This is a genomic window from Bacillus sp. V3B, assembly GCF_024494465.1.
Lineage (GTDB): Bacteria > Bacillota > Bacilli > Bacillales > Cytobacillaceae > Bacillus_BD.
The window spans coordinates 17,223-43,909 of record NZ_JAETXM010000009.1 but is presented as its reverse complement, the minus strand read 5'-3'; the positions used below and the strand labels follow the sequence as shown (position 1 = coordinate 43,909).

Annotated in this window: 23 protein-coding genes and 1 pseudogene; 14 read left to right on the top strand and 10 right to left on the bottom strand. The window is 36.6% G+C overall.

The window, feature by feature from the left end:
* Nucleotides 1-188 precede the first annotated feature (188 nt).
* On the top strand, nt 189-2,495 hold the full coding sequence (locus tag JMM81_RS11905) for a glycoside hydrolase family 2 protein (protein ID WP_256241800.1): 2,307 nt from the start codon (nt 189-191) through the stop codon (nt 2,493-2,495).
* Between the two features lie 46 nt (nt 2,496-2,541).
* On the opposite strand, the gene JMM81_RS11900 is transcribed toward JMM81_RS11905, so the two are convergent.
* The 3 genes from JMM81_RS11900 to JMM81_RS11890 all read right to left on the bottom strand — a co-directional run bounded on the left by JMM81_RS11900 (nt 2,542) and on the right by JMM81_RS11890 (nt 7,564).
* On the bottom strand, nt 2,542-3,708 hold the full coding sequence (locus JMM81_RS11900; protein WP_256241799.1) for an ROK family transcriptional regulator: 1,167 nt from the start codon (nt 3,706-3,708) through the stop codon (nt 2,542-2,544).
* Between the two features lie 328 nt (nt 3,709-4,036).
* Nucleotides 4,037-5,506, bottom strand: a complete 1,470-nt coding sequence (locus tag JMM81_RS11895) for an MFS transporter (RefSeq protein WP_256241798.1) — start codon at nt 5,504-5,506, stop codon at nt 4,037-4,039.
* Between the two features lie 774 nt (nt 5,507-6,280).
* On the bottom strand, nt 6,281-7,564 hold the full coding sequence (locus tag JMM81_RS11890; RefSeq protein WP_256241797.1) for an AraC family transcriptional regulator: 1,284 nt from the start codon (nt 7,562-7,564) through the stop codon (nt 6,281-6,283).
* A gap of 262 nt (nt 7,565-7,826) precedes the next feature.
* Here JMM81_RS11890 and JMM81_RS11885 point away from each other — a divergent pair, with 262 nt between their 5' ends.
* The 10 genes and pseudogenes from JMM81_RS11885 (at nt 7,827) to JMM81_RS11840 (ending at nt 16,648) form a co-directional block, all read left to right on the top strand.
* The gene (locus JMM81_RS11885) at nt 7,827-8,720 is read left to right on the top strand and encodes a sugar phosphate isomerase/epimerase family protein (RefSeq protein WP_256241796.1); all 894 of its coding nucleotides are present in this window, start codon (nt 7,827-7,829) and stop codon (nt 8,718-8,720) included.
* Entirely contained in the window at nt 8,717-9,877 is a 1,161-nt protein-coding gene (locus JMM81_RS11880; protein ID WP_256241795.1) for a Gfo/Idh/MocA family protein, read from the top strand. The genes JMM81_RS11885 and JMM81_RS11880 overlap by 4 nt, the downstream gene beginning before the upstream one ends.
* Nucleotides 9,878-9,956: 79 nt before the next feature.
* Nucleotides 9,957-10,967, top strand: coding sequence for a Gfo/Idh/MocA family protein (locus JMM81_RS11875; RefSeq protein ID WP_256241794.1), 1,011 nt, complete (start codon nt 9,957-9,959; stop codon nt 10,965-10,967).
* Nucleotides 10,967-11,827, top strand: a complete 861-nt coding sequence (locus tag JMM81_RS11870) for a sugar phosphate isomerase/epimerase family protein (protein ID WP_256241793.1) — start codon at nt 10,967-10,969, stop codon at nt 11,825-11,827. The genes JMM81_RS11875 and JMM81_RS11870 overlap by 1 nt, the downstream gene beginning before the upstream one ends.
* A 150-nt stretch (nt 11,828-11,977) precedes the next feature.
* Nucleotides 11,978-12,208: a hypothetical protein gene (locus JMM81_RS11865; RefSeq protein WP_256241792.1), complete on the top strand. Its 231-nt coding sequence runs from the start codon at nt 11,978-11,980 to the stop codon at nt 12,206-12,208.
* A 571-nt stretch (nt 12,209-12,779) separates the two neighbouring features.
* Entirely contained in the window at nt 12,780-14,261 is a 1,482-nt protein-coding gene (locus tag JMM81_RS11860) for an MFS transporter (protein WP_256241791.1), read from the top strand.
* 178 nt (nt 14,262-14,439) lie between these two features.
* A pseudogene (locus JMM81_RS11855) lies at nt 14,440-14,559 on the top strand (ABC transporter); the annotation flags it as partial.
* Nucleotides 14,560-14,955: 396 nt separating this feature from the next.
* A complete protein-coding gene (locus JMM81_RS11850) occupies nt 14,956-15,084 on the top strand; it encodes an FbpB family small basic protein (protein WP_256241789.1) in 129 nt (42 codons plus the stop codon).
* Nucleotides 15,085-15,192: 108 nt separating this feature from the next.
* The gene (locus JMM81_RS11845) at nt 15,193-16,002 is read left to right on the top strand and encodes a TerC family protein (protein ID WP_256241788.1); all 810 of its coding nucleotides are present in this window, start codon (nt 15,193-15,195) and stop codon (nt 16,000-16,002) included.
* A gap of 10 nt (nt 16,003-16,012) precedes the next feature.
* Nucleotides 16,013-16,648 carry a serine/threonine-protein kinase gene (locus JMM81_RS11840; protein ID WP_256241787.1) on the top strand — a complete coding sequence of 212 codons (636 nt, stop codon included), beginning with the start codon at nt 16,013-16,015 and terminating at the stop codon, nt 16,646-16,648.
* Between the two features lie 488 nt (nt 16,649-17,136).
* Here JMM81_RS11840 and JMM81_RS11835 read toward each other — a convergent pair whose 3' ends face one another.
* From JMM81_RS11835 to JMM81_RS11820, 4 genes are all read right to left on the bottom strand, one after another.
* Nucleotides 17,137-17,874 carry an ATP-binding cassette domain-containing protein gene (locus tag JMM81_RS11835; protein WP_256241786.1) on the bottom strand — a complete coding sequence of 246 codons (738 nt, stop codon included), beginning with the start codon at nt 17,872-17,874 and terminating at the stop codon, nt 17,137-17,139.
* Nucleotides 17,871-18,569: an ABC transporter permease gene (locus tag JMM81_RS11830; RefSeq protein WP_256241785.1), complete on the bottom strand. Its 699-nt coding sequence runs from the start codon at nt 18,567-18,569 to the stop codon at nt 17,871-17,873. Before JMM81_RS11830 ends, JMM81_RS11835 begins: the two co-directional genes overlap by 4 nt.
* A gap of 80 nt (nt 18,570-18,649) precedes the next feature.
* On the bottom strand, nt 18,650-19,510 hold the full coding sequence (locus JMM81_RS11825; RefSeq protein WP_256241784.1) for an ABC transporter substrate-binding protein: 861 nt from the start codon (nt 19,508-19,510) through the stop codon (nt 18,650-18,652).
* 20 nt (nt 19,511-19,530) lie between these two features.
* Entirely contained in the window at nt 19,531-20,430 is a 900-nt protein-coding gene (locus JMM81_RS11820; RefSeq protein WP_256241783.1) for a helix-turn-helix transcriptional regulator, read from the bottom strand.
* A 310-nt stretch (nt 20,431-20,740) separates the two neighbouring features.
* Here JMM81_RS11820 and JMM81_RS11815 point away from each other — a divergent pair, with 310 nt between their 5' ends.
* Nucleotides 20,741-21,913, top strand: a complete 1,173-nt coding sequence (locus tag JMM81_RS11815; RefSeq protein WP_256241782.1) for an FtsW/RodA/SpoVE family cell cycle protein — start codon at nt 20,741-20,743, stop codon at nt 21,911-21,913.
* Between the two features lie 51 nt (nt 21,914-21,964).
* Here the strand turns inward: JMM81_RS11815 and JMM81_RS11810 are convergent, their stop codons facing one another.
* From JMM81_RS11810 to JMM81_RS11800, 3 genes are read right to left on the bottom strand one after another with little or no spacing between them, the layout of a single operon-like run.
* A complete protein-coding gene (locus JMM81_RS11810; RefSeq protein WP_256241781.1) occupies nt 21,965-22,315 on the bottom strand; it encodes a spore coat protein in 351 nt (116 codons plus the stop codon).
* A 25-nt stretch (nt 22,316-22,340) separates the two neighbouring features.
* Complete coding sequence (locus JMM81_RS11805) at nt 22,341-22,613, bottom strand: hypothetical protein (protein ID WP_256241780.1); 273 nt, start codon at nt 22,611-22,613, stop codon at nt 22,341-22,343.
* A 38-nt stretch (nt 22,614-22,651) separates the two neighbouring features.
* Nucleotides 22,652-22,783 (bottom strand): YuzL family protein, encoded by a 132-nt coding sequence (locus JMM81_RS11800; RefSeq protein WP_256241779.1) that lies wholly within the window; start codon nt 22,781-22,783, stop codon nt 22,652-22,654.
* A gap of 164 nt (nt 22,784-22,947) precedes the next feature.
* Here JMM81_RS11800 and JMM81_RS11795 point away from each other — a divergent pair, with 164 nt between their 5' ends.
* Nucleotides 22,948-25,329 (top strand): 3-hydroxyacyl-CoA dehydrogenase/enoyl-CoA hydratase family protein, encoded by a 2,382-nt coding sequence (locus JMM81_RS11795; RefSeq protein ID WP_375162379.1) that lies wholly within the window; start codon nt 22,948-22,950, stop codon nt 25,327-25,329.
* Between the two features lie 171 nt (nt 25,330-25,500).
* Nucleotides 25,501-26,676 carry an acetyl-CoA C-acetyltransferase gene (locus tag JMM81_RS11790; RefSeq protein WP_256241776.1) on the top strand — a complete coding sequence of 392 codons (1,176 nt, stop codon included), beginning with the start codon at nt 25,501-25,503 and terminating at the stop codon, nt 26,674-26,676.
* The last annotated feature ends 11 nt before the right edge of the window (nt 26,677-26,687 follow it).

The window sequence follows — 26,687 nt, the reverse complement described above, 5'->3', positions numbered from 1 at the left end:
ATTTATGCTAATCAAGATAAAATAGTACGATAATTAATCGTAATAATATCATATAATTGATTTAAAGCGTATTCAAATGATATGAGGAAGATAGCAGTGAGATTACTTATAGCTATTAGTAGTTTGGGGAATGAATAACTTGTAATCGCTTCATCAGTGAAAAGAACACTCTAGGAGGAAAAACAAGAATGAGAAAGACTATTAATATTAACAATGGATGGAAGTTTATTAAACAAAATGAAGAAAATGCAATGGATCGAGCATATAACGATGAAAACTGGGAAGCTGTAAATGTTCCACACACATGGAATGCCATTGATGGAGCAAATGGTTTTGACTTCTATAAAGGAGCATGTTGGTATCGTAAACAATTTACTGTTGAAACTCTAGAAGGAGATAACAAAGTATTTATTGAGTTTCATGGATCAAATAGCGTGACGGATGTATATGTAAATGGTCACCATTTGGGACAACATAGAGGCGGCTATTCGACTTTCCGTTTTGATATTACGGATGCTATTGAATTTGGAAAGAACAATACCTTAGCCGTAAAAGTCGATAATACGGTTGTGGAAGATGTTTATCCACAAATGGCGGATTTCACGTTCTATGGTGGTATTTATCGTGATGTGAACCTTGTGATTGCGAATCCTGTTCACTTTGATTTAATGGACTATGGTTCACAAGGTATTTATGTGATTCAAGAAGAAGTAAGCCGAGAAAAAGCTTCATTAACCATTAAATCAAGATTAGTCAATGACAATGCTGAAGAGAAGAAAGTAAGACTTTGGGCAGATCTACTAGATGCAGAAGGAAGCAATGTTGCTTATACAGCAAAAGAAGTTGTACTAGCTGCAGGGGAAACAAAAGAAGTCGAAATGCCAGTTGTGATCAAAAAGCCAATTTTATGGAACGGTAGAAAAAATGCTTATATGTATGAAGCAAAAGTTTCGATGGTTAGTTTTAATGATACTGTTGATGAGATGTCCATTCCTGTCGGTGTGAGATACTTTGAAGTCGATGCTGATAAAGGATTCATTTTAAATGGGGAACCACTTCGTTTAAATGGGGTTTCAAGACACCAAGATAGAAAAGATATGGGTTGGGCGATTACGAAGAAAGAACACAGTGAAGATATGGAATTCATTAAAGATGTTGGAGCTACTTCCATCCGTTTAGCACATTATCAGCATGATCAATATTTCTATGATCTTTGTGATAGAGAGGGTATGGTGATATGGGCTGAAATTCCATTTATCTCTGTCATGTCCAAAACGGAATTAGAAGGTATTAATGCTAAGCAACAAATGACGGAGTTGATTCGCCAAAACTTCAACCATCCATCGATTATGTTCTGGGGTGTCCAAAATGAAATTCAAATTGGCGGCGAAAGACCAGAAGTTCGAAAATTGGTAAAAGAATTAGAGGCATTAACAAAGAAGGAAGATCCAACTCGTTTAACAACGATGGCGAATGTGATGTTTGTGCCGGATAAAGATGAATATAACTACATGACAGATATCGTTGGTTATAATAAATATTATGGTTGGTATCAAGGGAAAGCAGAAGATTTCGCTGGCTGGCTTGATGGATTCCATGAAACAAATCCAACTGTCAAAGTAGGGATATCTGAATATGGGGCAGAAGGCATTTTACAATATCATAACAATGATCCAAAAGTAAAAGACTACTCAGAAGAATATCATACGTTATATCATGAAACAGTATGGAAAATATTTGAAGCACGTCCATATCTTTGGTCAACTTATGTATGGAATATGTTTGATTTTGGTGCCAATATTCGTGATGAAGGCGGCGTAAAAGGAAGAAACAATAAAGGGTTGGTTACGTACGACCGTAAGATTAAGAAGGATGCTTTCTTTATGTATAAAGCGCATTGGTCAGACGAAAAGTTTGTTCATATTACAAGCAAACGCTTTGTTGATCGCGTAGATGCTGAAATCAGTTTAAAAGTGTATTCGAACTGTCCAGAAGTTACTCTTTATGTAAACGGACAAGCACAAGAAACAAAAATAGGTGATAAAATCTTTATTTTTGACGGTATTTCCTTACAAGATGGTGTAAATGAGGTTAAGGTTGTTTCTAACGAAGATGGTGTTGTACTGCAAGATGTGGCGAGATTTAATAAAGTTGCTGAACCAAATCCAAGTTATGTGGCTCCTGAATCAGAAACAGGTGGAGTCGTAGCGAATTGGTTTGACATGCCAGACTTAGGTGATGTAGAAATAGAAGAAATTGAAATTACAGATGATGTCTATTCAACACATAGTACTCTGGGAGATCTTTTGAGAAATGAAGAAACAGATGCTGTGTTGAAAAAGTATTTAGGCGACAAAATGTCAGAAGACAATCCGATGTTTGGCATGATGGAAGGAATGACGCTTGAAATGCTTGCGACCATGGCAGAAGAAATCTTTACGGATAAAGTGATGTACACGTTAAATAAAGAACTTACGAAAATTAAAAAGTCATAATAAATGAATGAAGGAAGAGGCTGTTCTAATCGAACAGCCTCTTTTGTCATTTAGTTTGGGCTCTTAGCATGAGTTCAGGTACTTCTAAAAAATATTGAATAGCTAGTGCACAGGCACCCATAGTACAAGCGCTGTTCCCAAGTTCAGATAGGACAATTTCTGAATATTGACTGACAGATGAATGTAAATGGCTTTGAATTTTCTCGACTGCGTGTGGTAACATCGTTAAAATTTCACTATTGATCACGATTGTTTCAGGATTATACAAATTAATGATATTATTTAATCCAATTGATATAGAAATGGTGAAATCTTCAAGTTGTTCAATAGTCATAGAATCTTCTAGTTCTAATAATTTTTGTACATCATCCCGAGTTATATTTTGTTGATTAAGCATTATAGACAATTGTTTTAAAAGACTTTTTTCTGAAGCATAGAGCTCCCAACAACCATCATTCCCACATTTACAAGGTTTTCCTCCTCTGGATACAATCATATGTCCCATTTCACCTGCATATCCATGGAATCCTCTATGAATCTCACCATTAATCATAATTCCAGCACCAATACCTGAAGTTAATATTATATTAATAAGATTATGGCTCTCATGGTATTTATATACTTTTTCCGCAAATGCTGATAAATTGGCGTTATTTTCAATATGAATATCTAAATCCAGTTTCTTTCGTAAATCAGCTATCAAATTTTTGTTACGCCACTGATATTTAGGAATGAAAAAAATTATTTCATCTTTATTAACCGTACCGTGGATCCCGATCATCACATTTACCAAACCATAACGGCTGTTAATACATTTGTTTTGAAATTTTTTGATTTGTTTTATGAGTAAGTGAACCATTTCGTTATAATCTTCTATCTTGGTATTCACTGTAAGACTTTGAACAGGGTTACCTTGTAAATCAGCTAGAGTATAGTGGATTTGCTTATAGTCTAGGTCGATTCCTAAAACATAGGCAGCTTCATGGTTAATCGAAAGCATAATGGGACGTCTGCCAATTGTATGATGCTCTTGTTGCGTTTCAACTATTAATTCCTCCTCTAATAGATCAGCCACTTGAACAGAAATAGTTGTTTTATTTAGCCCTGTAATTTTTGCTAAGTCGGCACGTGATATCATTCCATGTTTAATGATTGTTTCTAAAATAATACTTCTATTTATTTTTTTTATATAGGCGCCATCACCTGTTACCATTGTTTATCCTCCTAGATGAAAAATCAAAAAAGTATATGTTTTTCCTTGAAATTGTTTGATAAAGATGTATAATTTTTGATCATCATATTTATTGATTGATTAGTAGTATACATTTCGGTATCTAAAATCAAAGTGATAACGTTTTCATAGTTTAAGTTTGTTAGATAAGGTAATTAAGTATAGTATATCAAAAAGAGTAGGCTTTTTATAAAAACTTATTATTTTATTTTTAGAGTAAAGGATAAAGTGATATAAATTTGCAACCATAAAAAAACAGAGAGTACCTATAAGCTATAGGTACTCTCTGTTTTTTGAGTAGCACAAGCTACTATGCAATATTTCCTTTTTGTTCCTTCGCTTTAATTTCAGCAATTTCAGTTTGGATTTCCTGCATTTTCTTATCATCCAATTCGTAGAACTTCATCGCGATAAGGGAAGCGATCCATCCAAGGAGTGGGATACCAAAGAACAGTATCATTGTCATCACTAATAGTCCTGTAGTTAATGCATCTCCAACCTGTGGGAAGACTTCTTTAAATCCGATTACTGCAAGTAATACTCCAACCATAGTTGCTGCAAAAGAAGAGATGATCTTATCAACAAAGGAGAACACTGTGCCTAACATTCCTGGAATGAAACGTCCTGATTTATAAGTTTCATAGTCTGCACAGTCTGCAATCATCGGAATAACCATATTACCTGTTAAACTTTCAAAGCCTTTCATCAAGCTGTATAAAACAATAAACGCAATCGTTGCAAATCCAAAATTACCCATCGAAATGTTTGTAGGATCTATTGTTAATAAGAACGCTATCATTATAACGGCAGTAAAGATGGATAACCATGTACCACCTACAAATGACCTTTTCAAACCACGTTTTCTGGCAATTCCAAGACCGATATACGTAATGATAAGAGTAGGAATAATCGTTACTAGTCCCATTGTTCCACTAAGTGTATAATCACCAATTAAGATGCCAAAAAACATGATCGGTAATGCTGGTTGTTGTTTAATTGTATTAGCTAGTTTATCAGTTGAAGCTGCGATTACAAGCATTTGCATCGGTCTGTTACCTTTAAGAATAGGCAAATAATCTCTGAACTTTGTTTTTACAGTATTTGCACCTAAACCAAAGAACTCTTTGCGATCTTTTTCCCAAACTCCAACAACTGCTAAAGCAGTAAAGATACCTGAAACAATAATTGCGTACGTCGTTATTTCTGTGAATAGATTTAGTGTAAAGCCACCATGCTTCGGAACTAAATAGGAAGCAACAACAACTTGTAAACCTGTAAATAAGATTGCATTATACGTTGAATCAAAAACTGAGAAAAGCGGACGCTGTTTTGGGTTATTTGTTAAAACCGTTTGTGCCCCTTTTGTACATGCTGTCTGGAAGGTATATCCAATAATATATACTCCGTAGATCGCGACAAAGAATATCAATCTAAATGATTCAGGAATCAGATGTGTAAACTGGTACATAACGACTACTGAGACCGCTAAAATGATGTTTCCGATCACCATTAAAGGTCTAAATTTACCAAACTTTGTTTCTGTTTTATCAATTACAAAGCCGATGATTGGATCTGTAACTCCATCAAAAAGCCGCATAGCGGTTAAAATAGTACTTATAAGTACTACCGCTAACCCAGCCACTCCTGTCGCATAATAGGATACAAATAGCATGACAAACATATACAGATTTGTTGCCGTATTATTTAAAGCAAAAAGACCAATTTTCCAAGGTTTTGATGAATGATACTGTTGGTTTTGGAGTACTTGTGATGTAGACACTACAATCGCCTCTTTCCACTATTTATAATTTTTAATAGGTTTACATTCTAAAAATGGATGACAGGGTATCAATTTTTAGCTACAATTTATTCTGAATATTTAGAAAATGTGAGAAAGACTTCCCTCTCTGCTCACTGACAATCCTCATCTTGGTTCGTTGTAAGCATTTATATTTTTTTATTAGGAAGTATTATACTGTTTAACTACTACTCATAGATTATGAATGCTTCAATAAGATAACGCTTACAATTTAATCATTTTTTTAGGACTAAGAAATAATCAATTATTTTGTCGGCCCAACAAATTAACTTTGTGACTTTATATTAAATGTAAGCGCTTCAATAAGCAAGAGTTTTTTTATTTTTTTATTTGTGAATATATTTAGCCTTTCCCTTTTAGCAGCCTCGTTAAAGTATAGTAAGACGATCATTTTTTGATCAGTAGTGTATATTCTAGCGTTAAACGCGGGATGATAGTATTTTTAATTATATTAAAAAAAGCAGTAACTACTCAGCCACCCTCTTAATTAAGAGGGTGGCTGAGTAGTTACCATTTTTGGGAGTAAGAATGATTACTAAAAAGGTTTGAAAAATGCTTTTGTAAAAGCAACTTGGTTGTCTTTAATTTCCTTTAGTATTCTTTTTGCTATATTCTTATTGATTGAACCTTCCGCTATATTTCTAGAAAATATAGGAATTGTAATGATCGCCTTCCTAGTCTTGTATAGTTTAGGTATGGGATTAACAAACTTAATGGGAGCTCTTGTGATTCCGATCAATCGCCTTTTTCTATATTCACTGGTTTCATTTTATATTTCTTCCCTTGTCTATATGTTGAAGGTGTAATTCCTTTCATCTTCTTAAATACCTTCGTAAAGTAATTTACATCATTAAAGCCAACCATTTGAGCAATATCTGTAATAGATAGATTTTGATTTTCCATGATCGAAAGAGCTTCGTTTATTCTTAGTTTATTAATATATTCTGTGATCGTGTGGCCTGTCTCTTTTTTGAATTTTCTTGAGAGTTCATAAGAGCTTGAACCAATCGCCTCGGATATCGTCGCAAGACTTAAATCTTGATCTAAATGAATTCTGATAAATTCAATTGCTTTTCGAATCAAGTAGTTGAAATCTGTTAAGGAAAGCTTTCTGACTGCCTCGCAGTATTCATGAGTCATTTTCGTTTGTAAATCTGAAAGTTGTTGGACCGTAGATGTTTTTTCAATCTGGATGGCAAATTTCTCGGACATGCTATGAATGTATACAGGATGAAGTCCGCCTCTTTCTGCAGCTATTCGTAACGATGTGTTAAATGTAAAGGCTAAATTTTTTTCTGAACGTAAGGGATCATTAGGAATTCGGTCAGGTATTTTTTCAATTAAAGAAAGATCTTCATGAAGTAATTTTTCTGCTTTTTCGATATTGCCATGTTCAACAGCAGACAACAGGTCATTTTGTAATCTATACCTTTTCTCTATTAATTCAACGGAAAGTTCAGTACTATTGTTTATTGTATCTGGAAGAACTTCATATTCAGCTTGAAAGTTATAGGTAATGTTGCCAATACTTGTCCCTCTTAAATGAGTAGAATGTATATGTGCTATAGAGTATGCAAGGAATTCAGCAATTGTTTTGGCTTTATATGTACTGATTAAAGGTAGAGATAAATAATACTGGGTAATAATATGTTTCAGTGATATCGACAGATTATTTTGAAAGAGTACATCCTGAATCATTAAGGCAGTAGGTTCTTCTAAAAGGTAAGGCCCCGTAACAACGCTCCCTTGATAATTTCCTTCATCATCATATATTCGAGCAGAAATATAGTTAATCCTTGAGGTACTAGAGTGAAATAATACATCATGGTTAGATTGTGATTCATGAAGGTTTAATTGATCATGTATATTTCCAAAATAAGCTTCTAATGGTTCTGGTAATTGATTGTGACCGAATTCCCATTTGATCTGTGAAGATGGATCAATAAAAACAGTATCCATATTCGAAAAGAAAAAGGCAAATCGGCAAATTTGTTCAATGGCTTGTTCCTGTAAAGACATATAAAGACACTCCTCTTCTCTCTTATCGTTAAACTTTATCAGATTTTGTATTAATTTTACTATTTTACGCAAGATATTACGAGATTTTGTAACCGATTTCACTTAATATATAAATATAACAACGCTACACCTAAAAAAGGCCACCTAATTTGCAAACGTTATCAATTAGGTAAAAAGGAAAGTATGTTATATGATCGCAAAAAATATAAGTGAATTGTTCAAACATGGCAACAGTCCAGTCTAAAAGGAGGAACAATTATCAATGAACCAAGACTTAATGATTTCAGGATTTTCAGATGAAATATCATCTGACTTTAATACGCAGCTTGAGGTTGTAGCAAAACTAGGAATGCGCTATATTTCATTGCGCGGTATCGATGGAAAAAATATTGGCGATTTTACTGTGGATGAGATACAAGAAACGGTTTTGCCACGGTTACAAAAGGCAGGTATCGGTGTTTCTTCCATTGGAGCGCCTATTGGTAAAGTGTTTATCAATGATGAAGAGGGATTCGAAAAACAAAAAGTGATGTTAGATACGCTTTGTCAAATTAGTCATGTATTAGATTGTCAATATATTCGCATCTTCAGCTTTTATATTCCAAAAGGGGAAGAGGCTGATCTATATAAAAATGAAGTAATAAGCAAGCTTAAGCAATTTGCTGAGATTGCGGGAAAATACGATATTATTTTATTGCATGAAAATGAAAAGGATATTTACGGTGATATTTCAAGACGCTGTCACGAAATATTAAAAGCGGTTAATTCACCGTATTTCAAAGCTATTTTCGACTTTGCTAACTTTGTACAATGTGGTGAAGACACGCAAGATTGCTATGACTTGTTAAAAGATGAAATAGTCTATATACACATAAAAGATGCTGTTTCGACTGATAGCCAAAATGTGGTTTGTGGGACAGGTGAAGGGAAGATCCCTGAAATTCTTACCCAAGCGATTAATAGCGGATACAAAGGCTTTTTAACGCTGGAACCCCATTTAGTTTTATTTGACTCATTAAAAGATTTAGAGCTTGAGGATGCAACAGAAGTAATTAAGGATGATAAAGGATTAGATGGTGCAGGTGGCTACAAGCTTCAATATGAATCACTACTAAAAATTCTTAAAAATATAGAAAGCGGGGTAACATTATCATGAAAAAAGTGAGATTAGGGATTATTGGAATCGGTGCACAAGGCGGAACATATGCTGGATTTATAGCAGAAGGAAAAGTGAAAAATGTGGTCATTGGAGCGATCTGTGACATTGACCCAGCAAAAAAGGAAATGTGTGCAGAAAAATATCCAGATGTACCTTTCTATGATAACTATATTGAGATGATTGAAAGCGGTAATGTTGATGCAGTAGTAACAACTGTCCCACATTATCTGCATCCAGAGATGGGGATTGAAGCACTAAAAAGAGGTATGCATGCACTGCTAGAGAAACCAGCAGGTGTTTACACAAAACAGGTAAAGCAATTAAACGATTTTGCTGCAACAAAACCAGAGTTGACGTTCGCTATTTTCTTCAACCAAAGAACAAATCCACTTTATCAAAAAGTAAAAGAAATTATTGATAATGGTGAAATTGGAAATATTCGTCGGACGAATTGGATGATTACCAACTGGTGGAGACCACAAGGCTATTACGATCAAAGTGCATGGAGAGCAACATGGGGTAGTGAAGGTGGCGGTGTCCTTGTCAATCAAGCACCACATCAAATTGATTTGCTGCAATGGATTTGTGGGATGCCTAAAAAGGTTTATTCGAATGTAAAGTACGGCTATCAAAGAGATATTGCTGTTGAAGATGATGTAACGACCATTCTTGATTATGGTAATGGAGCAACAGGTGTTTTCATTACATGTACACATGATGTTATTGGTACTGACCGTTTTGAAATTGTAGGAGATAAAGGGAAAATTGTTGTTGATGACAGCAAAAAAGTGACAATCAAACGACTTCATAAATCTGAGAATGAAATGAATGCTACAATGAGCTGGGATGATGCAATGAAAGTCTTCATGGGTGGAGATTTAGGTGAAATCTATAGTGAAGAAGTACTTGAATTTGCAAGTGTTTGGGGAGCGCAACATATCGCGGTTCTAGAAAACTTCGCTGATAATATCTTGGAAGGAAAACCATTACTTGCACCAGGTAGCGATGGAATTAAGGGCGTTTCATTAGCAAATGCTATTCATTTATCAAGTTGGTTAGGAAAAGAAGTAGAGCTTCCAATTGATGAAGAATTATATTTTGCTGAATTAAATAAAAAGATTGAAGCAGAAAAGAAACAACCTGTAGAAAAATAATCCTATGGAAAAATGAGGGTGATTCATAAGAGTTTGACTCTTTGTTATGAATTTCCCTCCTTTTTAAGGAGATGGTCATATGTTAAAAGTTGCCGTTATTGGACTTGGAGATGTTTCTACCATTCACCTATCTGCTATAGAGGCCAACCCTAATGTTGAGCTGGTAGCTGTATGTGATATTGATGAAACCTTAAAAGATACTGTATCGGATGTAAGATTTTATTCTGACTTCCACATGATGATAGAAAAAGAAAAATTAGATTGTGTCCATATTTGTTTGCCACATTACCTCCACTTACCTGCCACTAAAGCTTGTGTTGAAAAGGGGATACATGTATTTCAAGAAAAGCCGCTTGCCTTGAACACAGATGAAGGGTTAGTTCTAGCAAAACTTGAGGAAGACCACAAGGATGTAAAAATTTGTATATGCTTTCAAAATCGCTATAATGAGACCTTTGAAAAGCTACAAGACATTGTTAAAAGCGGACAATATGGAAAGATCATTGGAATAAAGGGATTAGTTACTTGGTTTAGACCGAAGGATTATTACGAACTGAAGCCATGGCGAGGGAAAATGGCGTATGCAGGTGGCGGTGTGATGATTAACCAATCCATTCATACCCTAGATTTAATGCAGTTGCTCGGTGGTGAAATCGAAGAAATTAGAGGATCGATCGATCATTTATTGGATTATGGGATTGAAGTGGAAGACACGGCAGTAGCCAATATTAAGTTTAAAAACGGTGCGACAGGATTATTTTTTGCAACAAACTCCAGTTTTGGAAACTCTAGTGTTGAGCTTCAAGTTGTCTTTGAAAATGAAAAATTTACGATTAAAGATAGTAGTCTTACTAGATTGAATGAAAATGGTAAGAAGGAAAAAATGATAGAAGACGCAAAACTGCCGGGGGCAAAATTCTACTACGGGGCTAGCCATGTGAAATTAATCAATCAATTTTATTCCTGTATCGCAAATGATACGAACGATTATGTTCATGTTAAGGAGGCTTTACCCTCTATTCAAATCATTGATAATATTCGTAAGTCTTCAGAAATAAAAAGAGAATTAAAAATGGAGGTTTTAACATAATGAAAAAAGGTAAAATTGGCGTTCAAATGATGATGCTTAAAGAGAAAGTGGAAGAGCTTGGCGCATATGAAACAATGAAACAAGTAAATGAACTTGGCTATCATGCTGTAGAAGTATCACAAATCCCAATGACAGCAGAAAATGTAGCTGAGTTAAAAAGAGCAAGTAATGATTTTGATATCAAAATTGCCGCTATGTCAGCTGGTCTAGAGCCAATGCTACCAGATGCACCGGGAGAAACGTTGACAAATGATTTCGAAAAAATTGTGAGCGATTGCAAAGCGTTAGGTTGTAATTTCTTACGTATCGGTATGATGCCATTACATCTAATGGGCGATAAAGATAAGATTATGGGATTTGTCGAGAGAGCTGAAGCAATGGCACATCGATTAGCAGAGCATGGAATTGAACTCTACTATCATACGCACCATCTAGAATTCCAAAAATTTGATGGTGAATATTTATTAGATATTATCAAAAATAATACAACTAAACTCGGTTTTGAATTAGATGTTCACTGGATTCAAAGAGCTGGCGTCAATCCTGTGGAGTTTGTTAAACAATATAAAGGGCGTATTTCTCTATTACACTTGAAAGATTACCGAATTGGACAAATGGATTTAAGTAAAGTAGATTTCAACGACATGGAAGGATTTATGCAAATCTTTACGAATACGATTGAATTTGCAGAAGTGGGTGAAGGGAACCTTGATATGCCAGCGATTATTGAAGCAGGTCTTGAAAGTGGTGCCCAGTATTTCTTAGTCGAGCAAGATGCTTTATACGGACGCGATCCTTTTGATTGCTTGAAAACATCTGCTGACAACTTGAGGAAGATGGGCTACGCTGATTGGTTTTAAAGATTAACCTAAATCTATACGAATGAAATCTTGAAAAAGGAAGAGGCTGTTCTAAAGTGTAACTTATAGAGCAGACCTCTTTTTTGTGTATGCTTTATAGGATACATTTAACTTCATTCAGCAGAAGTCCTCCACTTCTGTAAGTGGGGGATGAATGCAAAAAGCTCTCTGATTCAGTGGGGGTTCAAACCCCGACTGAATGAAGTTAAGCCTCCGGCGGATGCCTCGGATTTTTTAAAGGTCATTTATCGAGCGAGCTCGATAAAAATCCGGGTGCAAATTCGGCGGGGCGAATTTGATTGGAATCATATACCAAAGGTCATTGGAGCATCAACACGATTGTTTATTTGTATGGCGAAAATTGAACTACTCACCACTTAATTTCTAACGAAATTTGAAGTGGGAGATTCCTGCGAACACCAGTGTATCCACCAGTTTTTTAGCAGGCTAACCCCGTCGTCCTTGTACGTTGGACTCGCCACACGCCCTACTTTAGCCAAGCATGAGCAACTTCGGTACGTGTGGAGGCGATTAGAACGTTGAAGATTTTACCTAGTAGACGTTATTCCTGCTAGAACCTCATATCTTCAGTTTTCAAAGAACAACTTACAGAAATATCATACTATACAAACAAGTGTTTGTCTACGCAAAAAGGCGATTCATCTCCCACTTATTTTTGGGCTTCACCCTTCACAAAATTGAAGTGGGCGTCTTCTCACCTAAAATGATAAAATCGTTACCAATGAATCTATGAATCGTTGAAATTTGTCTTATTTTATTCACAAAATGGAAAAAAAAACCTCTTGATTATTAAAACGCTTACATGTAGTATGTGGTTATAATATTAGTTTGGCTAGTCAACAAACTAAATATACCTAAATAGCTCATATAGGCAAAGAGGTCATTTTTTGAAAGCGTTTTAAAATAAACTGGCTTTTAAGGGGGAAATTACATGTCACACGTCAAAGCAGAAAATGGGCAACAGTATAATTCAGCTAAGTTATGGCAAGTTGGATTCTTTGCATTAAATAACACGGCAACAAACCTTTATTTATTTATCATTGGTTTTGTATCCTACTATGCTACAGGGATAGCTGGATTAACGGTTGTAGCCGTTACTGGAGTTATTGGAGCAAGCCGGTTATTTGATGCTGTTACAGATCCAATCATTGGCTTTGTTATTGACAAAACGGAGTCTAAGTTCGGGAAATTTAGGCCACTTATGATTCTTGGGAATATTGTTTTAGCGAGTTCTGTATTAATTATCTATAATGTCACTCATTTATTACCTGACGTAATGCAATTGCCATTTTTTATTCTTATGTATGCTATTTATATCGTTGGTTATACATTCCAAACTGCTTGTACAAAAGCAGCTCAAACAGTTTTAACGAATCATCCAAAGCAACGACCACTTTTTAGTATTTTTGATGCAGCCTATAATATTGGTGTATTTACGGGCGGACAAGTTTTTGTTGCTTCCTATTTAGTTGCGAAACACGGTGACTTTACGATGGCATTATTTACAGAGTTAAATACGTACGCCATTATTGTTGCAGGGATCTTTACTATTTTAGCTGTAGTGGCAATTTGGGAAAAGGACCGTAAAGAATACTTCGGTTTAGCAGAAGAGACTGTACAAACAAGAATGCGTGATTACTGGCCAATTCTTAAAGGAAACAGACCATTACAAATGCTAGTGATCGCTGCTTCCACAGATAAGATTGCTACAATGGTACTTAGACAGCCAGCTGTTTATATTATGTTTTTTGGGATTATGATTGGAGATTATGCACTTAGTGGTACGATATCATTAATTACGATTATTCCATCTCTTCTTATCACATTTTTGGGAGCAAGAATTGCGACCAGAACAGGTTTGAAGAATGCTTTAGTAAAAGCAACTTGGGCAGGTTTGATTTCAGTTAGTGTTTTACTTGTCTTTTTCTTCCTCGTTGATCCGACAACCATCTCTCTTGAGAATGTAGGATTAACGACAGTCATTTTCTTAGTTATTTATAGTATATTAATGGGGATAGAAAAATTAACACCAGCGATTGTTATTCCAATGATTGCAGACGTTTCAGATTATGAAACTTATAAAACAGGACGCTATGTACCAGGAATGATTGGAACAATCTTCTCATTTATTGATAAGTTGATGTCATCCATAGCTCCGGCACTTGTTGGTTTGTTGGTAGCGATCATTGGCTATAAAGATGAGTTTCCGCAATTAGGAGAAACATTAACAACTCCATTGCTGATCATGACATTAGTATTAATGTTTGGTGTTCCGATGGTTGGATGGATTATTTCACTTATTGCAATGAAATTCTATAAATTAGATGATAAGAAGATGGTAGAAATTCAAGCTTCTATTGCTGAAGTGAAAGAAAAAGCAAAACAAAATAATCCTTCAAAAATTGTAGGATAGTGAAGAATAAAGAAAAATATACTAGTCAATATCAGGAATAGATACTATGTGATCATTCGAAAAGAGCAAATGAAGGAAAAGCGGTTGGCGGGAGCCAACCGCTTTTCCTCTTTGGTTTTATCCCACTCTTAACGAGCAATAAAACCCTTGCTGATGGAAGTCTTCTTTTATGGAAGGTACTACGGCAGTTAAAGAAGATCATGTCGTTTATCTTGATCCAGATTATTGGTATCTTTCAGGTGGAGGACTTGTTTCTGTAGCAGAAATGGTGAAGAGTGTTGAAGAAGCTTTGGAATAAAGAAAAAGAAGAAGAGAATAAACCCTTCTTCGAAAGAAAAAATAACTACATGAAATAGATATATATATAGACTGAGTGTTCACAGCACTCGGTCTTTATTCATTAAATCGTTAGGTGAAATGTCTTTGCAAGTGAAAGAGATTATAAGATTATGCTTGACATTTTTGATAAGAGCCTATATTATTAATTTATTATAATAAGAGTGTATCCCTAAAGGGGAGTAGCTTTTACAGCAAAGTCGTCATTACGGAGCGAGTCTCCCGGCTTTGTTGGCAACGTAAAGTTGTTAGCAAGACCTTTACCAATAGGTAAGGTCTATTATTTTTTAGAAACTAGGCCTTTACCAATATGGTAAAGGTCTTTATTTTTTGGTTTGTTAGAGAGGGGTGTTGGGAAATGACAAAGGAAAAGAAAACGTTAAAGGCATTAATTGAGAAAAATAAGCAGGAGTTATTGAAGGATCGTCTTGCAGTCGAGAGGATCGAACAGAGAGTTGAAAAAAGAATTCAGCAACATGTAAAATAAATAATTGAAATTTCAAGAAATCAAAAGGTTCAGTTTTTCTATCAAAGATATTTATAACCATTTTTCCTTTTGAGCAGTAGAGGACAAGGAAATAAAAGGAGGTACAATATGGAGTTTTCAATGTTATTAGAATATGGTTGGGTTTTATTAGTTTTAATTATTTTAGAAGGTCTACTTGCAACTGATAATGCACTAGTACTAGCTATTATGGTCAAACACTTACCTGAAGAGGAACGAAGAAAGGCATTATTTTATGGATTAGCAGGAGCCTTTGTGTTCCGTTTTGGTTCGTTATTCATTATTTCCTATCTTGTTGATATTTGGCAGGTTCAAGCGATTGGAGCACTTTACCTTCTCTTTATGGCCTTTAACCATTTATTCAGAAAATATGTGAAGCATAAATCGGGTGAAAAAGAAGAACAAGAAAGCGAAGAAAAGCCAGCAAAAAAACAGAGTGGTTTTTGGGTGACTGTGTTAAAGGTTGAGATAGCAGACATTGCTTTTGCCATTGATTCGATTTTAGCGGCTGTTGCCTTGGCGGTCACACTTCCTGCGTTACCAATTGGTACGATCGGAGGCATGAATGCCGGTCATTTCATTGTTATCTTTTTAGGTGGGTTTATTGGGTTGGTCATCATGCGTTTTGCCGCCAATATGTTCGTGAAACTTCTTGCGAGAAAGCCTGGATTAGAAGTTGCTGCTTTTTATATTGTTGGTTGGGTTGGAGTAAAGCTCCTTGTTCTAACACTCGGACATCCAGCAGTATCGATTATCTCAGAAGACTTTGCTCATTCTACAGTATGGAAAGTGACTTTCTATATTGTATTAGTTGGAATCGCCGTTGCAGGATGGTTCTTATCAAAGGAAGAAACCGAAACAGAGTCAAGTTCAGACAGTACAGAGAAGGTTAATGCTTAAGGAGTTCCGTTTGACATCATATAACGAGTTAGCGCATAGTGTGACGTTTGCAAGGAGAGGGGAAAAAACAATACTAACAAGCAAGCACGAGAGTTTGGAGTTTGTTGGTGCTGGCAGAAGTGCCTTTGTTTTTAAAATAAAATCAACGAAAAAAGTGATGAAAGTGTTTTTCCCTCCTTTTATAGCTGTTGCGAAAGAAGAAGCACAAATTTATCAAAAACTACAGGGAATTGAATATTTTCCGACGTTATATGAGGCAGGGGAAAATTATTTAGTGATTGATTATCTTTGCGGACTTACTTTTTTCGAGTGTTTAAGTAAGGGGCTTGTTATTTCTCCCCGATATATAGAAGAAGTGGATCAAGCTCTTTTGCTGGCTAGGCACAGGGGCTTGAACCCTTCTGACATTCATTTGCGAAATATTTTTCTAACCGGCGATGGTGTGATTAAAGTAGTTGATGTGGCTCGTTATGGGCAAAAAAAAGAGTGTATGCAGTGGAGAGATTTAAAGAGAGCCTTTTATAGATTATATAATAAGGGTTTCTGTCCTAAGAAAATGCCGGTATGGCTGTTAAATTTGATTGCTGCTCTTTATAAGAAAAGATGGTTTTCAAGGTTAAATGTTACTACGAATAAAAACATTTAACCAGTGTATGGCTATTTAACTTATTATATGACTAATAAATAAAATGGATCCGGTCTATAGAAAAAAACCTCCTAAAATAGGAGGTTTAGAAAAAAGGGGGGGTTTACACTTTAATAAAAGTGTTGACCATTTTCAGTGATTTTATACATGAAAAGGGAAGACTTTTAATCTCTAATGAGAATAACGAAAAGAGCCCTTTTTTTCTTCTAATGGTGATAAGCCTGTACAAAGAGTTAACATCCATCATATGTAATAGTAAAGGACAACTTAGTTTGTACTTATCTACTAACCCAGACCTCCTATATTTAAAAGCCGTATGACAGTATTGAACTACTGTACACGGCTTTTCTTTTTATTAGGCTTTGTTGAATAATCTTGTTGATGCTTTAAATGCCTTTGGTGCGTCCATTAAGTTATTTCATGGAATAAAAAAACATGGTGGCGTGCACCAAAGGTGAATTTTTAGGTAATAATCATTAACACTTTTATTAAGGATGTAGGTAGGCCTTCCACTCGTTAAGGAAGGAAGCTGTCGTTTCATTTGGATTTTCGATCACATCGTTTGTTTGTCCATGTTGTTGTAATTCACCGTTCATCAAAATAAATAATTCATCTGTTAAAGACTTTATTTCCAGTAAATCGTGGCTAACGAAAATAGCCGTTGTACCGGTTGTGGTTAAAATGGATTTAAAATCGTGAATTAATTTCATTTTAGTGGGAAAATCAAGGGCCGAAAATGGTTCATCTAAGCAAAGTACTTCTGGCTCAAGGATCATCGCTCTAGCTAAATTCACACGTTGGGCCTCCCCGCCTGAAAGCTGGTAAGCGTGTTTCGTTGCAAGATGTGTAATGTTGAATTTTTCAAGCCAGTCATTTACCTTTTGTTTAATCTCTTTTCTTGGAAGCTTTCGGATTTTCAGACCGAGAGCAATATTTTGATAGACGGTTGTATCAAGCAGTAGAGATTGCTGAAGGGCGATGGCCACTTTTCTCCTTTGTTCAAGGGTTATATGTTTAGGTGATACTTTATCATGATTGAAGAAAAGCTCTCCCTTTGTCGGAGCATCCAAAAGGGAAAGTAACTTAAGGAGCGTGCTTTTCCCTGCGCCATTCGGTCCCATAATGCCATAAGTGTTCCCCTTCTCGATCAAAAGGTGGTGAAGTGAAAGAATTTTTCGCTCTGCGACACTATATTCAATCTGTTCTAATCTAATCATTTCAGTCATCCTATTCGCTTCCTTTGCTGTAGTGTTGTCAAGCAGAAGGTAATTAAAAAGGCTAAGGACATTAAAATAAAGGATAAGGCAATCGCAACATCAAAATTTCCTTTTGAAACTTCCATCATGATGGAAGTTGTTAAAATACGTGTTTCACCTAAAATATTGCCTCCGACCATCATTGCTGCTCCAACTTCTGCAATAACACGGCCAAATCCTGCCATGATCGCAGCTAAAATAGCGATCCTCATTTCTTTTAATAAAATCAGTAAGGTTTGCATTTTCGTTGCGCCAAGTGCTTTGATTTGCAGGAGCATTTTTTCATCGATTTGTTGAAACGTGGAGCTTGTTAAACCAATGACAATTGGTAGGGAGACAAGTGTTTGTGCCATGATAATGGCTGTTGGAGAGTATAATAAGGCAAGGTCTCCAAAAGGACCAGAGCGCCAAAGGAGCATGGTAATGGTTAGACCAGCAATGACAGGGGGTAAACCCATACCAATATTAATAAAAATAAGAATTAAATTTCTTCCTCGAAAACGGGTTAAACCTAATAAAATCCCGATTGGAATTCCAATAAGTGTGCTAATCAGGATGGCTGTAAAGGAAACTCGTAGTGTGAGGAGTGTAATTTCAAAGATTCCTTTATCACCTGATGTAAGTAATTCAAGTGCTTTACTTAATCCTTCTAAGATGAGATCCATGTTACCAACCAACTTCCTACTTTAAAAATATAATAGTAGCGGTAAAGAACGAAGCCCTTACCGCCACAGTATTAAACAAACTATTCAGCATCAGGGAAGAATAGAGCTTGGCCATATTTGTCTTTACCAAATTCCCCAATTGCTTTTTGGGTATTTTCATTGATCATGAAATCAACAAAAATTTCGCCAGCCTCACTATTTACTTTATCATGTTTTTCAGGGTTGACTTGCATGACATGATAAATATTTTTTAACTCTTCGCTACCTTCAACCACAATTTGAAGATTAGTTAAGTTCTTTTCTTGGGCTAAAAATGTTGCTCTGTCTGTTAGCGTATAACCGTCTTTTTCATTAGCAATTTGTAATGTATTACCCATTCCTTGTCCAGATTCCATATATGATGCGTTATCTGCAGGAGTAAGTTCTGCTGATTTCCAAATACCTAATTCTTTCTTATGTGTACCAGAGTCGTCTCCTCTAGATACAAATACAGCTTCCTCAGACATTATTTCTTCAAATGCCTTCGTTATAGGTAAACCTTTAATTCCTGCAGGATCATTAGCAGGACCCACTATGATAAAATCATTATACATAACACGTTGGCGATTAGTGGCATCTCCACTTGCAACAATTTCTTCTTCGGATGTAGGAGCATGTACTAATAGAACGTCAGCCTCTCCTTTTTTCCCCATTTCAAGGGCCTGTCCAGTTCCAACGGCAATCGTTTTAACATTAAGGTTTTCATTTTGTTCTTCAAACATAGGAATAATGATTTCATCAAGTAAGCCGCTATCTTGTGTACTCGTTGTTGTAGCTAGGATAAGATCTTGTGGCTCTTCTGTTTCACCTGTTTCGTTTGTGTTATCTGGGTTTGAACAAGCCCCTAGGAGTAGTAGTGAAATGGTGAAAATACTGGTTAATAAGTAATGATTACACTTCATGGTTTAAAATCTCCTTGTCTTTATTGATGTTGATAAATAATTTTTCCGAATTCTGATACATCATAGCCTTCTTTATTCTGTAGACTATCCTTAAAAGACGTGAATTCAAGTAAGTCGATCAAATGTTGCAGAGATTCCTTGTTGTGGTCTGTCCAGCGAAATACGAGATCAAACTGTTCCTTTATAATAGGAATAAAGTCTAAATGAAGATGGTTTGCCGCAGACTGAATTCCTAATGCTGCATCCGCATTCCCTCCACTTATGAGGGAAGCAGTGGAAAGATGAGTCCATTCTTCATTATCGTAGCCGTTAATGGTAAGGGGATCGAGTCCTTCTTCGGCTAGAAAGTAATCTAATAAATACCGAGTTCCTGAACCTTTTTGTCGGTTAACAAAAACAATATCGTTACGACAGAGGTCCTGAAATCCACTTATATTTTTGGGGTTTCCGTTTGCGACAATAAGCCCTTGATCCCTTGTAGCAAAACGCATGACGGTAATCGGTTCATGGACAAAAAGTTGCTTGATAAAGGGAAGGTTGTATTCCTTCGAAGCAGGATCCAGTAAATGAATAGCAGCCATGTCACACATATTTCGATAAAGCATCATTACTCCTTCGAGACTACCTATGTAAGTAGGTTGAATCGTTAAACCTATGTTTTGATTGGCCACATATTTGACTAAATGTTCGACGAGAAAATCATGACTGCCTGCAAGGTGGATGGAATTGGAGGTTGACGGTCTTGTCTTTGGTGTCGTTTCCATTTGTTGTTTATACCGATTGACTTCCTCTTGTTCAATCCGCATTTTATTGCCAACTTTAAAGGCCCGAAGTTCCTCTCGTTTAATCAACTCATAGACGGTGTGTTTAGAGATTTTAAACAGCTTAGCTACTTCATCAGGTGTATATGTTTCATTCATAGCCTTTTCCTTTCAATCGTTTTTGACATGAAATAGTACTTTATAAAAGTCATTCTATCGTATCATATCATGTTAAACTATGATTTTCGTTTCGTTTTGTTTAGTTTTGTTATGGTGATATACAAAAGTTCACAATTTGTTCATATAATAAAAATTTTTTCAAAAATGGGAATTTAACTAATATGCATGATAGAGTTGTGATTTATTCAATATAAAAATATAATGAAGAATTGTATACTAGAATTTTTAGTAGACAAGAACAATTGCCTGTCTTTTGTGAAAGGCAGAACTTTTTAGAAGGTGAAACAGCATGACAACAAATAAACAATCGACTTCGAAACTAGACTTCGGTCTTGTTCTCATTTTATTGCTCTTATTCCTTGCGAGCTGTATTGCCATATACAGTGCACAGACAACTGGACAATATAATGATAACTTTTTTCTGAAACAAGTGATCTGGTATACGGTCGGTACAGGCATTATTGCGGCTGTTATCACACTTGATTCTGACCAATTAATGAAAATATCCTGGTATGTGTACGGGATAGGAATCCTCTCGTTAGGACTTTTAATTGTGGCACCAGACAGTATCGCCCCGGTTATTAATGGGGCAAAAAGTTGGTATAAGGTACCTGGTATGGGGTCTTTGCAACCATCAGAGTTTTTTAAAGTGTTTCTTATTTTGGCACTTGCAAGAGTAACTGTCGAACATCATCAAAAATATCGTCTCAAAACCATCCAGACGGATTTATGGTTGATGCTTAAATTAGGGATGGTAACGATGCTGCCTCTCTTACTTGTTATGCAACAACCAGATTTGGGTACGTCTCTTGTACTGATCGCTATTTTACTTGGGATCATCTTTGTTTCTGGTATATCATGGAAAATTTTAACGGTTATTTTTGGTAGTGGAACTGCGCTGATTTCGATTATTTTCTATTTTATTCTATGGCAGCCTGAGATTTTAGAAAAGTATCTAGGGGTAAAACAGTACCAATTTGGGCGAATCTATTCTTGGATTGATCCGTATAACTATCAAGCTTCATCAGGATATCAGTTAGTGCGTTCACTATTGGCAATTGGTTCTGGGGAAACAACAGGAAAAGGGTTTGGTACGCGAGAGGTTTATTTGCCTGAAAGTCATTCCGATTTTATTTTTAGTGTGGTGGGAGAAGAGTTCGGCTTTATTGGAGCGAGCATTCTTATTAGTTTGTTCTTTCTCTTGATTTATCATATAACGAAGGTGGGGATGGAAACAAAAAATCACTTTTACTCCTATATTTGTGTAGGTGTTATTAGTATGATTACGTTTCATGTATTTCAAAATATAGGGATGACGATCGGCTTGTTGCCGATAACCGGGATCCCACTCCCATTTATCAGTTATGGTGGCAGTTCGTTAATGGGAAATATGTTGGCACTAGGTCTGATATTTTCGATTCGCTACCATTACAAAAAATATATGTTCTCGAGTAATGATTAAAAAGAGGCAAGGGTCAGTTTCATTTTGACTCTTGCCTCTTTTAGTAAGTATTTATTGTAGCTGCTGTCCACTATATGGGAATTGAGTGGTGGTGTAATTTTGGAATTGTTGATATTTTTGCTGGAGCTTTTGTTGCTCCTCTTGTTCAAGTTTATACCAACCTTTTTGGAACATCAGATTATATAATTGACGTTGTTCGTTCTGGGTTTCAGTAAAGATAGCAAGAATATCTTGATATAATGCTTCGTGACTAGCTTCATTTAATGCCGAATTATAAGAGTCGGTCATATATTTTTCCGTCGTTAATAAATCGTTTGAAAAGTCTCGATCATTCATTTGTGGTGTCTTTGGTACCTGTGATTTAGGATTTTTAATCTCTTGTGTATTTTGGTTTTGATTCAATTTGTCTACACCTCCAGTAATATGGCTACATCATTCCGTTAGATGCTTGATTTTGTCCATTAAGATGGGTAAGGATTTTTTCGTAATGGCGTTGATGCATCTGTCCACAACGATCAAATTGCGCTTTAAGTTCAGGGTCTTGGCATTGCCCAGCATAGAAATGAGCTTTTTTCATCGCTAATAGATTCCATGAGAGCATATCCGTTAAATATAAACTATCTTTTGTTGTAATGACTGCTGGCGGTTGTTGAAACGTACCTTGTTGATTTTGTGTATTCATACTTTGTTGCTGTTGCATGGTTCAACCTCCCTAATAATGAGTAATTTTTGCAAATGCTACTTCTTGAATTGGTTATTTTGACTATTCACTTTTCCTCCACCATCTAATTCAACAGTCGGTCCTGCATCACCTTTTACACTTGCAGCACTAACGCCTGCTTTAGAAGGGTTCTTTTTTCTCTTTGCCATGAAAATCACCTCCGCTTTTTATTTTGTCCAGATATGTAAAATTCATTGCACATGATAAATCAAATTATTATTGGAATGATTACGTGAATTTTCAATATATTTTATAGGTAAGAAGTGATAATTGATATGAATGTATTTCCTATATAAAAGGAGGAAGTATTATGATCCAAAGCATTAGAAAAGCGGCAGTCCTTGGATCGGGTGTCATGGGTTCAGGAATTGCCGCCCATTTAGCCAATATCGGGATTGCGACCTTGCTTTTAGATATCGTCCCTTCCGAATTAATGGAAATAGAAAAAGCGAAAGGCCTAACACTTGAAGATAAACAAGTTCGAAATCGGTTAAGTGAAAATGCCCTCCAAAAGCTGTTGCAGCAAAAGCCAGCACCCTTAACAACGGTAAAGAATCTTTCGCTACTAGAAGCAGGTAATTTGGAAGACGATCTCTCACGTCTAAAAGAAGTTGATTGGATTATCGAGGTGGTCGTTGAAAATCTTGATATTAAAAAACAACTATTTGAAAAGGTGGATCAATATCGCAGACCTGGGAGTATCGTTAGTTCTAATACATCTGGAATATCAGTTGAAGCAATGATAGAGGGGCGTTCAATGGATTTCCAAAAGAATTTTCTTGGGACCCATTTTTTTAATCCACCCCGTTATCTGAAACTGCTCGAAGTGATCCCTACAAAGCGAACAGACTCTAAGGTCCTCACTTTTATGAAGAAGTTTGGTGAAGATGTACTTGGTAAAGGAGTTGTCGTAGCAAAAGATACACCGAATTTTATCGCCAATCGTATTGGAACATATGGACTCTTAGTAACGATAAAGGAAATGCAAAAAGGCGGCTATAGCGTAGGTGAAGTGGATTCTGTAACAGGACCATTAATTGGCCGTCCGAAGAGTGCTACGTTTAGAACACTTGATGTAGTAGGACTCGATACCTTTATCCATGTGGCCAATAATGTCTATCAGCAAACGGAAGGCAGGGAAAAGAAAATATTTGAAACACCAGCTTTTATGAAAGAAATGCAGCAAAAAGGCTGGCTTGGCAGTAAATCAGGGCAAGGGTTTTTTCTGAAAAAAGGGAAAGACATATTGGAGTTAAATCCTTCCACTTTAGAATATGGATCACGCAAAAAATTAAAAACGACTTCTACCGAAATAAGCAAACAAGAAAAAGAGTGGTCGAAAAAAATGGAAACGCTTCTATATAGTGAGGATAAGGCTGGAAATTTACTATGGAATATTCTAACTCCTGTTATGGTCTATTCAGCCCAAAGGTTAGGTGAAATTGCGGATGATATTGTTGCAATTGATCAGGCCATGAAATGGGGGTTTGGTTGGGAGCTAGGCCCTTTTGAATTATGGGATGCGATTGGCTTAGAACGATCCGTTAAGAAGCTTGAAGAAAACAATGTAGATTTACCATTTTGGGTAAAAGAAATGCTAGAACAAGGCTATTCCTCTTTTTATAAAGAAGATGCGGGTAAACGGTATTTTTACGATAAAGAGGAATATCACTTAATTGAAAGAAATCCAAAGGTGCTAAATTTGCGAGAAATAAAGCAGCAAAAAGGTGTGATTAAGAAAAATAGTGGTGCTAGCTTGATCGATATTGGGGATGATGTCGCTTTATTAGAGTTCCATTCCCCGAACAATGCAATTGGGCCGGATATTTTGCAAATGATCCAATACGCTGTCGATGTAGTGGAGGAAAATTATAAAGGACTTGTGATTGGAAATCAGGGTAAGAATTTTTGTGTGGGAGCGAATTTAGCGATGATTTTAATGGAAGCACAGGATGATAACTTATTTGAGCTTGATTTAACGGTCAAGACCTTTCAGCAGGCAATGATGAAAATAAAATATAGTAGTAGACCTGTTGTAGTCGCACCGTTTGCCATGACTCTTGGAGGAGGTGCTGAAGTTTGCTTGCCAGCAGCACATATCCAAGCATCGATGGAAACATATATTGGACTCGTTGAAACAGGTGTTGGGCTTATACCAGGTGGTGGGGGAAACAAAGAGCTTTATGTAAAGCATCTAGACACGATGTCCGGAGCGGTCGAGTGTGATTTGCAAAAGGTGGCTAATAAAGTTTTTGAATTAGTTGCCATGGCGAAAGTTTCGACTTCAGGTGCAGAAGCACGAGAAAATGATTACTTGAATCCGGCAGATGGAATTAGTGTGAATGGGGATCATTTACTCTATGATGCCAAGCAAAAGGTGCTAAGCCTGTATCAAAATGGCTACCGGCCACCAATTAAACGAAAAATTCCTGTTGTAGGTGAAACGGGCTATGCCACATTGTTGCTTGCTGCCCAGTCGATGCGAAATTCAGGCTATATTTCTGAACATGACTTGAAGATAGCGAAAAAATTAGCGTATGTGATTGCAGGTGGAAAAGTACCTTTTGGAACAGAAGTAGAGGAGCAATATTTGCTTGATTTGGAAAGAGAGGCCTTTTTAAGCTTAGTGGCTGAACCGAAGTCGCAAGAACGCATGCAACATATGCTTTTGAAGGGAAAACCTTTACGTAATTAGGCTGATACTTGGATCTGACAAGAAAAACAGTGGCGAAAATGAGTATAAAGATAATTTCTGATCAAAAATGGTTATTTTCTAATCGAAAATCCCAATTCATCGATTTTCGATAAAATCCCTCATCTTTCTATCTTCAAAGGGATCTATCTAACATAGAAAGGAGTCATCTAAATGAACGAAGCCGTCATTGTTGCTGGTGCTCGAACTCCGGTAGGTAAGGCCCAAAAAGGGACACTTGCAACCGTCAGACCAGATGATTTAGGTGCGTTAGTTGTAAAAGAGACGCTTAAACGTGCCAGGGGTTATGAAGGGAATATTGATGATTTAATTATGGGGTGCGCCATGCCTGAAGCAGAACAAGGCATGAATATGGCTCGTCAAATTGGGGCTTTAGCTGGTCTCCCGCACACGGTTCCTGCCATTACGATTAACCGCTACTGTTCTTCCGGTCTTCAAGCCATTGCCTATGGTGCGGAAAAAATCATGTTAGGTCATGCAGATGCGATTATTGCCGGTGGAGCGGAATCGATGAGCCTTGTCCCCATGATGGGGCATGTTGTTCGACCCAATGTAAAGTTGGCTGAACAGGCACCTGAATATTATATGAGCATGGGGCATACAGCAGAAGAAATAGCTACAAGGTATAGCCTATCAAGAGAAGAACAGGATAGTTTTGCGGTCTCAAGTCATCAAAAAGCAGCAAAAGCCATTGGGGAAGGGAAATTTGTTGATGAAATCGTACCCGTAGAAGTGGTGCGACGCTCAGTTGAAAAGGATTACAAGCTTAGCGAAACGACCCTTTCATTCACCTTGGATGAGGGAGTTCGACCTGATACAAATCGGGAAACTCTTGCAAAATTAAAACCGGCATTTTCCGTTAATGGGACTGTAACAGCGGGAAATTCCTCACAAATGAGTGACGGGGCAGCTGCCGTGATGGTCATGGATCGTGAAAAAGCAGAATCACTAGGGTTAAAGCCACTAGCTAAATTTAGATCGTTTGCTGTGGGAGGGGTTCCGCCAGAAATAATGGGAGTGGGTCCAGTGGTTGCTGTTCCAAAAGCGTTAAAGTTAGCAGGCTTACAGCTCGCAGATGTCGGTTTAATTGAATTAAATGAAGCCTTCGCTGCTCAGTCCTTACAGGTAATCCGCGAACTAGGGTTGAACGAAGAAAAGGTAAATGTGAATGGAGGTGGAATTGCCTTAGGACATCCGCTTGGCTGTACAGGGGCAAAGTTAACGTTAACCTTATTGCATGAGATGAAACGTCGGCAAGTACAGTTTGGCATGGTTACGATGTGCATTGGCGGAGGAATGGGTGCTGCAGGAGTATTTGAACTAGTCTAGAAAGGGAGGAA

Bases quoted from the DNA above. Each gene is read 5' to 3' on its own strand.
- JMM81_RS11905 (WP_256241800.1), top strand. From the start codon at position 189: ATGAGAAAGACTATTAATATTAACAATGGATGGAAGTTTATTAAACAA.
- JMM81_RS11900 (WP_256241799.1), bottom strand. From the start codon at position 3,708: ATGGTAACAGGTGATGGCGCCTATATAAAAAAAATAAATAGAAGTATT.
- JMM81_RS11890 (WP_256241797.1), bottom strand. From the start codon at position 7,564: ATGTCTTTACAGGAACAAGCCATTGAACAAATTTGCCGATTTGCCTTT.
- JMM81_RS11885 (WP_256241796.1), top strand. From the start codon at position 7,827: ATGAACCAAGACTTAATGATTTCAGGATTTTCAGATGAAATATCATCT.
- JMM81_RS11880 (WP_256241795.1), top strand. From the start codon at position 8,717: ATGAAAAAAGTGAGATTAGGGATTATTGGAATCGGTGCACAAGGCGGA.
- JMM81_RS11875 (WP_256241794.1), top strand. From the start codon at position 9,957: ATGTTAAAAGTTGCCGTTATTGGACTTGGAGATGTTTCTACCATTCAC.
- JMM81_RS11870 (WP_256241793.1), top strand. From the start codon at position 10,967: ATGAAAAAAGGTAAAATTGGCGTTCAAATGATGATGCTTAAAGAGAAA.
- JMM81_RS11865 (WP_256241792.1), top strand. From the start codon at position 11,978: ATGAATGCAAAAAGCTCTCTGATTCAGTGGGGGTTCAAACCCCGACTG.
- JMM81_RS11860 (WP_256241791.1), top strand. From the start codon at position 12,780: ATGTCACACGTCAAAGCAGAAAATGGGCAACAGTATAATTCAGCTAAG.
- JMM81_RS11850 (WP_256241789.1), top strand. From the start codon at position 14,956: ATGACAAAGGAAAAGAAAACGTTAAAGGCATTAATTGAGAAAAATAAG.
- JMM81_RS11845 (WP_256241788.1), top strand. From the start codon at position 15,193: ATGGAGTTTTCAATGTTATTAGAATATGGTTGGGTTTTATTAGTTTTA.
- JMM81_RS11835 (WP_256241786.1), bottom strand. From the start codon at position 17,874: ATGACTGAAATGATTAGATTAGAACAGATTGAATATAGTGTCGCAGAG.
- JMM81_RS11830 (WP_256241785.1), bottom strand. From the start codon at position 18,569: ATGGATCTCATCTTAGAAGGATTAAGTAAAGCACTTGAATTACTTACA.
- JMM81_RS11825 (WP_256241784.1), bottom strand. From the start codon at position 19,510: ATGAAGTGTAATCATTACTTATTAACCAGTATTTTCACCATTTCACTA.
- JMM81_RS11820 (WP_256241783.1), bottom strand. From the start codon at position 20,430: ATGAATGAAACATATACACCTGATGAAGTAGCTAAGCTGTTTAAAATC.
- JMM81_RS11815 (WP_256241782.1), top strand. From the start codon at position 20,741: ATGACAACAAATAAACAATCGACTTCGAAACTAGACTTCGGTCTTGTT.
- JMM81_RS11805 (WP_256241780.1), bottom strand. From the start codon at position 22,613: ATGCAACAGCAACAAAGTATGAATACACAAAATCAACAAGGTACGTTT.
- JMM81_RS11800 (WP_256241779.1), bottom strand. From the start codon at position 22,783: ATGGCAAAGAGAAAAAAGAACCCTTCTAAAGCAGGCGTTAGTGCTGCA.
- JMM81_RS11790 (WP_256241776.1), top strand. From the start codon at position 25,501: ATGAACGAAGCCGTCATTGTTGCTGGTGCTCGAACTCCGGTAGGTAAG.